The 12,995-nt window shown below is 42.3% G+C and carries 11 protein-coding genes; 8 read left to right on the forward strand and 3 right to left on the reverse strand.

The window, feature by feature from the left end; genetic code table 11:
• Nucleotides 1-4: 4 nt before the first annotated feature.
• From pabC to EGC80_RS14800, 7 genes are all read left to right on the forward strand, one after another.
• A complete protein-coding gene (pabC, locus tag EGC80_RS14770) occupies nucleotides 5-832 on the forward strand; it encodes an aminodeoxychorismate lyase (protein ID WP_372491480.1) in 828 nt (275 codons plus the stop codon).
• Nucleotides 829-1,842, forward strand: coding sequence for an endolytic transglycosylase MltG (gene mltG / locus EGC80_RS14775; protein ID WP_124013918.1), 1,014 nt, complete (start codon nucleotides 829-831; stop codon nucleotides 1,840-1,842). The genes pabC and mltG overlap by 4 nt, the downstream gene beginning before the upstream one ends.
• Entirely contained in the window at nucleotides 1,839-2,486 is a 648-nt protein-coding gene (gene tmk, locus EGC80_RS14780; RefSeq protein WP_124013919.1) for a dTMP kinase, read from the forward strand. The genes mltG and tmk overlap by 4 nt, the downstream gene beginning before the upstream one ends.
• A gap of 28 nt (nucleotides 2,487-2,514) precedes the next feature.
• Nucleotides 2,515-3,498, forward strand: a complete 984-nt coding sequence (holB, locus tag EGC80_RS14785) for a DNA polymerase III subunit delta' (protein WP_124013920.1) — start codon at nucleotides 2,515-2,517, stop codon at nucleotides 3,496-3,498.
• A 54-nt stretch (nucleotides 3,499-3,552) separates the two neighbouring features.
• The gene (locus EGC80_RS14790; RefSeq protein WP_101031003.1) at nucleotides 3,553-3,879 is read left to right on the forward strand and encodes a PilZ domain-containing protein; all 327 of its coding nucleotides are present in this window, start codon (nucleotides 3,553-3,555) and stop codon (nucleotides 3,877-3,879) included.
• A 43-nt stretch (nucleotides 3,880-3,922) separates the two neighbouring features.
• A complete protein-coding gene (locus EGC80_RS14795; RefSeq protein WP_101031005.1) occupies nucleotides 3,923-4,711 on the forward strand; it encodes a TatD family hydrolase in 789 nt (262 codons plus the stop codon).
• Nucleotides 4,712-5,478: 767 nt separating this feature from the next.
• Nucleotides 5,479-6,492 carry an IS110 family RNA-guided transposase gene (locus tag EGC80_RS14800; protein WP_124693490.1) on the forward strand — a complete coding sequence of 338 codons (1,014 nt, stop codon included), beginning with the start codon at nucleotides 5,479-5,481 and terminating at the stop codon, nucleotides 6,490-6,492.
• Nucleotides 6,493-6,750: 258 nt separating this feature from the next.
• Here the strand turns inward: EGC80_RS14800 and rsmF are convergent, their stop codons facing one another.
• Entirely contained in the window at nucleotides 6,751-8,205 is a 1,455-nt protein-coding gene (gene rsmF / locus EGC80_RS14805; protein ID WP_124013019.1) for a 16S rRNA (cytosine(1407)-C(5))-methyltransferase RsmF, read from the reverse strand.
• A gap of 124 nt (nucleotides 8,206-8,329) precedes the next feature.
• Here rsmF and EGC80_RS14810 point away from each other — a divergent pair, with 124 nt between their 5' ends.
• A complete protein-coding gene (locus EGC80_RS14810) occupies nucleotides 8,330-9,556 on the forward strand; it encodes a nucleoside recognition domain-containing protein (protein WP_101031009.1) in 1,227 nt (408 codons plus the stop codon).
• Between the two features lie 141 nt (nucleotides 9,557-9,697).
• On the opposite strand, the gene EGC80_RS14815 is transcribed toward EGC80_RS14810, so the two are convergent.
• A complete protein-coding gene (locus EGC80_RS14815) occupies nucleotides 9,698-12,343 on the reverse strand; it encodes an MlaD family protein (protein ID WP_124013020.1) in 2,646 nt (881 codons plus the stop codon).
• Nucleotides 12,330-12,926: a paraquat-inducible protein A gene (locus EGC80_RS14820; RefSeq protein WP_101034658.1), complete on the reverse strand. Its 597-nt coding sequence runs from the start codon at nucleotides 12,924-12,926 to the stop codon at nucleotides 12,330-12,332. Before EGC80_RS14820 ends, EGC80_RS14815 begins: the two co-directional genes overlap by 14 nt.
• Nucleotides 12,927-12,995: the final 69 nt, after the last annotated feature.

Below are 12,995 nucleotides of genomic sequence, written 5' to 3' on the forward strand. Positions count from 1 at the left end.
GGCGCTGGTTTGGGTTAATCACGTTGAAGACGGCACGATCAATCCATTTGATCGTGGTGTAGCTTATGGCGATGGTGTGTTTGCGTCTATGCGTACCGCGTCGGCTGATATGCCTGCAGGAATTTTATTTCTTGACGAGCACTTGTCTCGTTTGCAACAAAGCTGTGAGCGTTTAGGTATTGAGTGGTGTGTCAGCGACTTACTCATCCAACAGCTGACCCAACTCGCTCAGCAATATCCTCAACATTGCATCAAGTTAATATTGACGCGCGGAGTGGGTGGACGTGGCTATCAAGCACCTTTGAGAGCCAATGTGACTGAAGTCGTGTCAGTTCATGCCATTCCTGATCATTACCATCATTGGCAGCAAAGCGGTATTACGCTAGCATCATCACCCATTCATCTTGGCAGGCAACCACTTTTAGCGGGAATGAAACACCTTAACCGATTGGAACAGGTGCTCATAAAGTCTCAACCTCTACCTAGCACACACCAAGATTGGTTAGTGTTTGACTGTGATTGTAATGTGATAGAGTCATCTGTTGCCAATATTTTTATCGTCAAAAATGATCAGATATTTACCCCAGCAATAACCCATGCAGGCGTAAGCGGAGTGATGCGAGAAATACTGATTGATACTTTGCTTTGCCATGGAATAGCAGTCATGGCAACGCAACTTAAGCTTAGTGATATTCAAGCCGCTGACAATGTATTGATAACGAACAGTTTATTTGGCGTTATTGATGTATCTGCCATTGACGATTTTCAATTTAGCCCTTGGACGCAGACATCGCGATTCAGGCACGTTCTGAGTGTGAATTTATCATCATGATTAAAACGTTAAAAATTTTTATATTAGCGAGTGTTATCCCTTTCTTTGTCGTGTTTTGCCTCGGTGGATATTGGCTCATATCCGGCTTAATTACTTATCAAAAGCAGCCATTACAGTTAACCGAAATTCAAACATTGACGGTAGAACCGGGTACCACTGTGATTAAGCTTGCGCAACAGCTTGAGCAACAATCATTGATTATTGATAGCTGGAAAGTCAAATACCTGGTTAAACTTGAACCTAAACTCGCCAATATTAAGACGGGATTATACCAAATGATCCCCGGCGATACGTTGGAAGCGTTATTAAGACGCTTATATTTAGGCCAACAAGTGGTTTTCAGCCTAACGCTAATCGAAGGTAAAACCATTGCTGAGTGGCAACAAACACTGGCCACCACTGAGCATTTAGCACAAGAGACCGATGCCTTTAATCAAGTCTTATTGAACCATGGTGATACTTCTGGTTTGCCCGAGGGTAAATTTTATCCCGAAACATTCCATTATCATGCTGATGATAGTTTACAGACAATTTTAAATCGCAGTTACACCATGATGCAGGAAAGCTTAGCGCAAGCATGGGAAGGGCGTGATCCTGATTTAGCCTTATCATCGCCGTATGAATTGCTGATTATTGCTTCTATTATTGAAAAAGAAACTGGCAACCCTGAAGAGCGCGATTGGGTGTCTGCAGTATTTAATAATCGACTTAAAAAAGGCATGCGCCTACAAACTGATCCCACGGTGATTTATGGTATGGGTGAACGTTATAAAGGCAATATCACTCGTAAAGATTTACGTGAAACTACCGCATTTAACACTTATAAAATTGATGGGTTGCCGCCAACGCCTATTGCGGCCCCTAGTCGGGCATCATTATTTGCAGCAGCAAGTCCAGCTAAAGTAAATTACTTGTATTTTGTGTCACGCAATGATGGCAGTCATGTGTTTTCATCAACGCTGAGAGCGCATAATAACGCCGTAAACGAATTTCAGAGAAACAGAAAATGAGTCAATACCAAGGCAAGTTTATTGTCATTGAAGGATTAGAAGGGGCAGGTAAATCTAGCGCAATAGCCTTAGTCAACGATATTATTAGCCAGCATATTGGTCAGGCCCCTGTGTGCACTCGTGAGCCGGGTGGCACTCCACTGGCAGAAAAAATGCGCGATTTAGTCAAAATTGTCGATGAAACCGATCCACTGTGTGACGAAGCGGAATGTTTGCTCATTTATGCTGCCAGAACGCAGCTAATTGCCAATGTGATCAAACCGGCTTTGTCTGCAGGCGAATGGGTGCTCGGTGACCGACACAATCTCTCTTCATTAGCTTATCAAGGTGGTGGACGAGGTTTGATGCCCTTAGTAAAAGCGGTGAGTGATGCGTGTTTACGTGGTTTTAAACCTGATCTCACTCTATATTTAGACATTGACCCTACACTTGGATTAAGCCGTGCAGCGAGTCGTGGCAAGCTTGATAGAATTGAACAACAAGCTATTGATTTTTTTGAGCGAGCAAGGCGAACTTATTTACAACTAGCCCATGACGATGACAGCATAGTAGTGATTGATGCCAGTCAATCAATGGAGCGGGTTCATGATGATATTCGTTTACAATTACAGCACTATTTGCCGGCGCTTATGGCTGAACAGTGATTAATATCGATAAGGATAATGTGGCGACATGAGTGATTATCACATTGACCAATTACCTTGGTTAGCCGAGTCGCATCAACGTTTTGTTGATCAGCATTACCGTGGTAGAAGCAGTCATGCTCATTTGTTCAAAATAGATAAAGCTTTAGGGGGCGATAAGCTCGCTAAGGCTTGTGCGCAAACAGTACTTTGCCAACAACTCACGCCCGTTGGCGCTTGTGGCCAATGTAAAAGTTGTTTGCTACTGGCTGCAGGTAACCATCCTGATTTATATGTTATAGAGCCTGATGGCACTCAAATTAAAGTCGATCAAATTCGTCAGTTATGCCAAGCGTTAACCCAAACGGCCCAGCAAGGTGGTGCGCGCGTCGCGATAATTGTCAATGCCGAGCGATTAAATTTAGCAGCAGCCAATGCACTACTGAAAACCCTTGAAGAACCCGGCGATGATGTTGTGCTCATTCTCCAAACGAATACATCAGCCCAGCTATTAGCGACCATTACGAGTCGTTGCCAAACGCTCAATTTTGTTGAACCCACTAAGCATGAGATCCACCAGTGGCTAGCTGCACAGCAGTTGTTACCCGCTGCCAATGCTGAGGGAAAAACCCATGATGTTACATGGTGTCTTAGTGTCGTTGGTGGACCTCTGGCGCTGGCAAACAGTTTAACCAGTCAGCATTATCAACAACTGCTGACATTTCGCCAAGATTGGGCTCAAAGTTTGAAAACGGGTCATCTAAGCAATAGTCTATTGAAGGTGTCTGAGCAACAGATTGTTGATGCACTTAATGTTTTGTATTTGTACTTACGCCAATATGTGTTAAAAAGTAGTAGCGTAAAAAATGATCCTGCGGGTTCTCAGTCGTTAAATCCGCTTGTTCAAGCCAAACTGATTGAGCTAGCCGGAAGAGTGATGAATATGTGTCACAAGCTTGAGACTATGCCGAGTGTCAACACTCAAGCCCTGTGTCAGCAATATGTACTCGCATTTAGGCAGCTAACCAATTAAAGACGTTTTGTTACACTGACTTTTATCCTATTTATGGAAATAAAATAATTATTTATGGTCGATCTTGTTGTTAACTACGATACATTACACAAACTTTATCGTGCTTACATGCCTTTTATTAAGCCTGCAGGTTTATTCATTGCGACTACAGAAAGTCATTTCTTAGGCCAAGAGCTTACTATTGCGTATCGATTACCTAATGCAACCCAAATAAACGAATTTAAAGGCTCTGTGGTATGGATTAATCCATTAGGCGCATCAGGCGGACGACCTGCGGGTATTGGGGTTAAAATTAAAACAGATGTTGAAAGTCATAAACATCATATTGAAAAATTATTATCGAGCGAACTTGCCTCTGGTGATTTGACCTGCACTATGTAGCTAGGTATTCTTGCGTATTAGTTTTATTTGCGAAAGAATTCCCATGCTAATTGATTCCCATTGTCACCTTGATCGCTTAAAAGCGGCCCCCGACTCAGCCAGTTTACAATCCATTATGGACAATGCCAAAGCCCAAGGCGTTGACTATCTATTGTGCGTCAACGTCCGTCAGCAAGGCTTTGAAGCCATGCGAGACAAAATGTCTGCCTTTGATAATGTATTTTTATCTTCTGGCGTACATCCTCTAGATGTGCAAGAAGGCTTGAATATTGAAGACATTAAACGTTTTGCAGAAGATCCTAGAGTGGTTGCCATTGGTGAGACTGGTTTGGATTATTTCTATGCAAATGACACAAAAACGTTGCAGCAACAGTGTTTCGAACAACAAATTGCCCTAGCCGTAGAGGTGGGTAAGCCGTTAATTGTCCATACACGTGATGCCCGTGAAGATACCATTAATATGCTAAAAGCAGGCCACGCCGACAAAGTAGGTGGCGTGCTACATTGCTTCACTGAAAACTGGGAAATGGCTAAAGCGGCGATTGATTTGGGCTTTTATATTTCTGTTTCAGGTATTGTGACCTTTAAAAATGCTGGTGAGCTTCGCAGTGTTATTCGCCAAGTGCCTAAAGACAGATTACTGGTAGAAACCGATTCACCTTATTTAGCGCCAGTGCCACATCGTGGCCGAGAGAATCAACCGGCTTATGTTCGTGATGTGGCAGAGTTTGTTGCACAATTACGCGGTGAAAAGTTTGATGAATTAGCTCAGTACACCACAGATAACTTTTTTAACTTATTTAAAGATGCCGCTAAGTTAATCGGACGCTAATTCGAGTCGTTCACTCATTAACTCATTCACTGGTTACTCGATGAGTATTCTGCGCTTTGTGAGCAATAACCTCATTATAGGCATCGTTTTTGTTGCATCCGCTCCGAGGTCGGCAATGGCGCTTGCGTTGCTCTACCTCCAGCATCTGACCTCCATGGCAGGAGACAATGGTCTATTTTGTTTGCAACAAAATAGACCATGCAGTCGTACTTCAACACGACCTAAGCCGTTAGATAGGGTTGAAACTTGCCTTTAATGAGCCATTCAAGTATGTCATATCTTAGTCGCTTGATCTTTGTTAAGGGAAGATCATTATTTCAACAACTTGTTTGAACTTAATAGCTTAAGCGCCCCAATGACATCGCGTCATTCATCATATGGGTATAAAAACACATAACGATACTGATGTATTTTTGTTTATTGATGTGATCTATTGATTAAAAAATAGATAAAAAAATGGCCCAAAACTATCCAGTTGTTTTGGGCCTAGGGAAAGGGCTCGATTAAGAGCCTTGCGCTACTGCTGAGGCATCATAAGAGTGCTTAAGATGCCAAAGACTGAATAAATCATTAATTAACTATAGTCAGACTTATTGAGTTTTGCATAAAAATTAATCAACAATGTTGGTTTTGGTCTGTTTTTTATCGCAAGATTTTGATTGTAAATGCTTTATTAACCCTAGCTGATGTGATGGTCTCCTCCCAATACGGCATCGATGTGCCATGATTGAAGTTGTTACACACAATCAAAATGGGAGGAGACCAAAATGAAGATTACAACAATAGGGCTTGATATTGCAAAAAGATTTTTTCATGTTGTTTGCTGTAATAAGCAGGGTCGGTTAATTAACAAGAAAATGTTAACAAGAGCGCAAGTATTAGCTTTCTTTCAAACACACCCATCCTGTTTAGTTGCTTTAGAAGCCTGTGCAACGTCTCATTATTGGGCAAGAGAAATACAACAGTGTGGGCACCAGGTAAAACTTATTCCACCTCAACATGTAAAAGCCTTTTTAATTGGCAACAAAAATGACTATAACGACGCCTTAGCCATTGCTGTCGCGGCTAACCAGCCACATATTAAAAGTGTGGGAATAAAGTCGATAGAGCAACAAGATAATCAAGCACAGCATAAAGCACGCGAGTTGGCGGTTAGGCAAAGAACGGCATTATGCAACCAAATAAGAGGATTAATCGCTGAATACGGTATTGCGTTAACCCAAGGTGTAAACAATATACGTAAAAGTATCCCTCTCATGCTAGATGATGAGGCCTCGCCATTATCAGGGGCGTTTAAAGCCATACTTAGGCAGCTACAAAGCCAATTAACTGCATTAGATACGTGTATCGAAGCCTATAGCCAATTGATTGTTGAAGCAGTAAAGCGCAATGATATTTGTCAGCGAGTTCAAACCATACCAGGATTTGGCCCTATGGTATCGAGTGCTTATTTTAATGAAGTGGGTAATGGCAGTCACTATCGACGAGGCAGGGATGTTTCTGCTTCCTTAGGTATCGTTCCCCGCCAGCACAGTAGTGGGGGTAAAGAGACGTTGCTAGGCATAAGTAAGCGAGGGAATAGTTACTTACGGTGTCTGTTAATCCAAGGAGCAAAGGCTGTGGTATCAAGAGCTGGAACGAAAAAGGATAAATTAAGTCAATGGATAAACCGGCTTGTTCAAACTCGGGGGCATAACCGAGCCTGCGTTGCTTATGCCAACAAAATGGCGAGAATGGCTTGGGCTATTACCGTCTCAGGAGAAGATTATTCAGCAGAATAAGTAAACCGCTCTTCAAAGAATTGCGTGGGTAGAGCAAAACGATGACATAACAGGTAAAACCTGCATATTGAAAACCTGATAACCTCAAAGAGCGAAAAGCCCGACGAGCTGATAAGGACGATATGCGCGTAATACATCGAGGTCAGAAGCCAATAGCTTCATTAAAAGACCGTATATATGACAGCAATCCTGTCCCTGTTATCGATGAGTTATACCTTGCAATACGGGAGGAGACCATATATGAGGTTAATTAGTGTGTCATAGACTTACGTTAACCTTGTCGCGGACTAATTCACGCGGTAAATTGTTTTTCAGCCTATGGCCTAAGTGTTTTACGACCCCAAGTACGACCTTGTGATAACTCACTAACATTTCACCTCGTGGCATTATGGCTAAATGTTGCTGTACCGATTCATCAAAAGTAGTTATGGCAATATCACGACCCATTAAATAATCTTGTGCTTGCGCGGCACTCAATTCCATAGTTTTTGTTGGGTTATGTGCTGCTGCTGATAAAGCAATAACGGCTTCATGTTTTGCTTTGTAGCCTTTTTTCATTGCATCAGCGAGCTTAATGCCAATACGTTGAAAGCGCATTTTGCCAATAAACGGTATAAATTGGGCTGGAAATAACCAATATTCATCATCACGTACCATGATCACGTCATCACTAGGTAACTCGAGACAGAAGTTGTTTTGAAAATATTGTATTAACTCCGTTTTTTGCTTTTCGTTTACGGGAGTAAATGGAAAGTTTTTTTGTAATTTTGGCTGTTTTTCTACTCGCTCGACTGAGGCTATTTTGCGGATTTTGGCGACAAAAAAACCTTCACTGTCGTAAATTTGTGGCCAAACATGTAGAAAACCTTCTTTAGTGCACGCTTGGTCTGCGCCATCAAATAAATCTGTCAATGAGATAAATTCAACCGCATCAGGATATATTTGTTTTAAGTGTAGACAGATATGTTGGTTTTCTAACTGGCTTAGGGTGCAAGTAGAATAGACTAAGGTCCCACCAGGTTTTAATGCCAAAAATGCAGATTCGATAAGATCTTTTTGGGTTTCGCCAATCGCAGTAACATCATCAATATCCCAATGTTTTAATGCCAATGGATCTTTACGAACCGTTCCTTCGCCGCCGCAAGGAGCATCCAATAAAATAGTATCAAACGATTCAAATAAATACTCACCAAATACTCTGCCATCAAAATGGGTCAGGGCAGTATGGCTTGCGCCCATTCGTAGCACGTTGGCATGCAATACTTTCACTCGACTGGCGGAGTATTCATTAGCAACTAATAAGCCACGGTTATTCATTAAGGCTGCTATTTGAGTGGTTTTAGAGCCAGGAGCTGAAGCAAGGTCTAAGACAATTTCAGGTGCGGTATCATTTGAAAAGAGTGCAGTTGGCGGCAGCATAGAGCTGGCTTCCTGGATGTAAAACAGCCCTTGAATATGTTCGATGGCATTGCCTAGCTGAATGTCATCTTTGCCTTCAATCCAAAATCCGTCCTCACACCAAGGTATCGGTGAGAGTTGCCAGCCTGCTTGCGTCATGATGTTGATAAACGCGACGGTACTTATTTTTAGTGTATTAACCCGAATGGATTGACGAAGCGGTTTATCACAATAAGCGATAAACTCTTCTAAAGATAAGTGGGCGGGTAACTCTTTCTCAATGTGCTTGATAAAGTTTGTATTTAATTGGGCCATAATAATAAACGATAAATTATTTTTGCAGTGATTGGGTCGATCATATCACGGAATTGTACGCCCTGATCGGCAATGATTACTGTATATTGAGGTTATTAAAACCGACTGGGTTATGGAGATATATGTGTTAAATAGAGTGTGGTTAGTATTTTTTATCATTGCCGCGTTGTCTATCGTGATCCAATTGGTAAATGGCAACGTCAATGTATTAAGCGAGTCGGTTACTGCTTTGTTTGCCAGTGCCAAATTAGCGGCAGACATCTCAATTGGCTTGATTGGTGTGCTAGCGTTATGGATGGGCCTTATGCAGGTGGGTGAAAAGGCCGGTGTAGTGGGTTTGTTTGCCCGTATATTCGAGCCTTTACTCTCCAAGTTGATGCCTGAGGTTCCTCGTGGCCATGTGGCGTATGGGAGTATTAGCATGAATCTGACTGCGAATATGCTGGGGTTAGATAATGCCGCAACCCCCTTAGGCTTAAAAGCAATGCATGATCTGCAAACGCTTAACCCGGTCAAAGCGGTTGCAACCAATGCCCAAATTTTATTTTTAGTGTTAAATACCTCCTCGGTAACGTTAGTCCCAGTGACAGTGTTTCTCTATCGCGCGCAACAAGGTGCTGCTAATCCTGCTGATATCTTTTTGCCTATCTTGTTGGCCACAAGTGTCTCGACCGTTGTGGGGCTGCTGGTTGTGGCTTTGGTGCAACGTATCTCGTTATTCAATAGTGTTATTTTGGCTTATGCTGCCATCATTATGAGTGTGTTCATGGCAGGTATGGCTTATTTAGTGACATTATCGGCCGATGCAATAGGCCAAGTGTCTATGATTTTGGGCAACGGCATATTGCTATTGCTCATTCTAAGTTTTATTTTAGTCGCCGGTTATCGCAAAATTGCTGTGTATGAAGAGTTTGTCGACGGTGCAAAGCAGGGGTTCAGTCAAGCAATCCAGCTTATTCCTTATTTGTTGGCGATGTTATTAGCGATTGGTTTTCTGAGGGCTTCTGGCGCATTAGATTATGCTTTGCAGCTCTTAGCTAGCGTCGTTAGCGCATTGGGAGCCGATACGCGCTTTATTGATGCGATGCCAACGGCATTGATGAAACCCTTTAGTGGTTCAGGCGCGCGGGCTATGATGCTAGAAACCATGAGTCACCATGGTGTTGACTCATTTGCTGGCCGATTAGCCGCAATCTTGCAAGGCAGTACCGAAACGACTTTTTATGTGTTGGCCGTTTACTTTGGTTCTGTCGGGATCCGTAATGGCCGTCATGCGTTGGCATGTGGTTTAACTGCTGATATTGCCGGTATTACTGCAGCCATAGGCGTGTGTTATTGGTTTTATGGTTAATAATAAAAAGTGTAAATGTATTTTAGTACGGGACAGTGATAAAAAAGGCCGATAAATTTATCGGCCTTTTTGTGTTTGAATCGTTATTTAACCTCAACGGAGAAAAGGCTGTTTGATAAGCGTTTATTATCCCGAGTGAATTTATTTAGCTTGTGTAGGTCGCCATTGTGTCCATTCATCTTGCGAATTTGCATGTAATGGGAAACGGCTTGTGGCATCGATACTATTACTGTCTGAGGTTGCATCACGTGTAGCAAATGCTATTCCGCCGGCAAGTATGGTCTCTAATGATCCCGTTTCTAACTTCGCGCCTGAAAATAATCCGACATCTAACTTAATCCCTGAAGCATCCCAAAACTGGCTGCTTTGGTTAATTAAATGAGCATATTCAGCATTGACATGGGCAAACAGCGTTATTTCAATACCTGAATCATCTAGCTGATAACCATCAATTTGGCCGACGTTAATGCCGCGAAAAAATAATGGCGTCCCCACTTTAATGGAACCCAGTTGATCATCAACTAATTGGAATACTACAGCATCTTTGGGCACATTGGCTGCAAAACTAGCGTGCGCTAAGGCGACAAACGTATCAACTAATTCCAGACTCTTGCCAGGGATAACCCCAATATACGGCCCCGTTAATAATGCATCTAGTGCATTAATCCCAGCTAAAGAAATCTGTGCATCAATAATGAAGTATTCACTGTCATTGGTGCTGAAGTGATGTGCATATTGGCCAAACAAATACGCTGTTGCACTAAGCGTGTTTAAATCTTGGTTTAGCTTAACGTGTGTCACCTCACCAATTTGATGACCTTGGAAACGAATGGCGGCATTGGCAGTGATGTTTGCACTGACGGGTAAGGTGAGATTAATGACCTTAGCCTGCATAAGCGCATATGATTTTTTGTCATACAAGCGCAGATTCGGCTCACTGTGTTGAATATCAGCTATGTCATCTATGTGGCCAAGAGTAATACTGCCGTTAATAGCGCCTTTAAGTGGGGCGACATTAATATCAACGCCCGCGAGACTGGCATTGATGGCGACAGCATCGTTGCGCCAAAACACTGTATTGGGTTTTATTAGTGGAGCAAATTTATTGTCGATATTAATATCGATGTTAAATTTATCTGTGTTTGCTAACCAGTTAATTTTACTTACCGAGCCGATTTGCATTTTTTTATAATAAATAGGTGATCCTTCAGCTAAATCTGCCCCATCAATACTGGTCAAGGTTAAATGGGTCATTTGCTGCTGAGCATATAATGCCTTGGCTGACTCAATTGATTCATGCAGTTTCAATTTACTATTGACCGCAAGTAGGGCGCTGTTATTACCTGGAATTAAGCTAATAGCCCCTTCAAGCATAGTGGTTACATCTCGAGTCTTAACACTTATGCCTTCTAATGAAGCATTTATGGATAATGCACTTTCAGGCACAAAGAAACTTCCCTTCGTGAGTAAATTTTTAAATTCAGGTAGAATTTCAATATGATACTCAACAGTTGAAAAATCTTGGCTTATGTTAGTACTGAGAATTTGGCCAATAGGTAATTGTTTATAACGCACTTGTGCACCATTACTGACACCAGTATGGGTATTGGCAACGACAGTTAGCTCAATTTTGTCTTCACTGAGTAAGTCTGGTGCACCTGAAGCCAGTTCAAATTGCATCGCCTCAGTTGATGCCTGGCTACCAGGCAAAACATTAATCACACTTCCTGTAACGAGTCGACTGACGTGTTTGACACCTTTTAATGATATTTCGGGACCACTTAACCAAAACTGACTATCTTTGGCAATTAACGCTTTGTACTGGTAGTTAACTCGAGCAATGAATTGAACCCCGGTTGGCGTTAAGGATTTTTTCTCAATTTGACCAATAGCAATACCACGGTAGATGATAGCTGTCCCTTCGCTGACATCCTCACCATTTGCCGCAGTTAGGCTAAAATCAATTCCACCGAGAGCCGTTTGTTGATCTTCATACAGGGTATATTCATCGCCATTTACCGCTTTTTCGGTATCAGTGCCACTATCAAAACTAATTCCGCCTGCTAAAATTGACGCAATACTTTCGGTACTGACTTTGATGCCAGCTAATGAGGCATCAATCTTTAACCCCGAGACATTCCAAAAGTGGGAATCTTTATTGACTAAATGAGCATATTGCTCTTGAACAAATGCGCTGATAATAATTTGCTTGTTGCCGTGTAGACGGTAGCTGACCACACTGCCGACAGGCGCTTGACGGAAAAATACTGGCGAGCCAACATCAATAGATCCCAGTCGAGGTGATTTTAGCTCGATCATGAGCCCTTCAATGCCGGGGAGGATTGCTGGCGCTTCTCGCTCAGCTTCGAATTCGGTTGCAGAGCGCCCATCTCCTGGCTGAATGGCAATATAATTGCCTGAAAATAAGGTGTCTAATCCTTCGACTCCAGTAATACTCGCTTTGGGTTTGACTAACCAAAAAAGAGTATTTTTGTTTAAAAATGGATCGGCGCGATAATCCATTACCACTTTGACGTTAACCCCTCTGAGATCATCATCAATACCAATGTCGGTGACTTTACCTACCGACAAACCTTGGTATTTTACCAAGGTTTTACCAATATCGATCCCGGCGGCACTGGGGAAGTGGATCAAAACGTCAATGCCGGACTCATTAATGCTTTTTACTCCTAACCAAGCACCTAATATTAAGGCGACAACAGGCAATAACCATATTGGCGAGAATAATTTTTTCTTCACAACTTTAGGCGATTCAATTTGTGTCATTAGTGTGTTCCAAGCGGTCCCAGAGTAAACGAGTATCTAACACTCTTGCCGCGAGTTGAGTCAGTAAGATTACTAACGCAAACGCGGTAGCGGCAGGTGCAGGTTTTGCGTCTAATAGTTGCCCCATATTGACTAGGGCAACTGTTAATGAAATCACGAATAAATCAAGCATTGACCAACGGCCAATCCATTCAATGATATGAAAACCCACCATCAATTTTCTTTTTGATACTGGAAGGTTAAAGCTGATAGCCGTTAAATAGGTGGCCAAACCAATAATTTTTAGCCAAGGCACTAATATACTGGCAGTAAACACAATAATAGCAATCGGGAACATGCCCGTTTTGACCAGATGGCTAATACCACTAAAAATAGTGTCATGGGTAACCTCTCCCCGATTTGTCAGGAGGGTTATTGGGTAGATATTGGCGACAACAAGTAAAATTGTTGCGGTAACCAGTAAAGCCCAACTTTGCTGAATGCTGGCATAATTTCGACTACTTAACTGGCTAAAACAGCGTCGACAATGACTACTCGTCGTCAGATTAACCTTGCGACAAACGGGACATAAACATAAGCCCATTTTTTTCCCCTGCAAATGCGTGGGAGTATTCGCGGTCGGCGCGTCTTTAAACTCATCAACCGATTCGGT

Source organism: Shewanella psychromarinicola (assembly GCF_003855155.1).
Classification (GTDB): domain Bacteria; phylum Pseudomonadota; class Gammaproteobacteria; order Enterobacterales; family Shewanellaceae; genus Shewanella; species Shewanella psychromarinicola.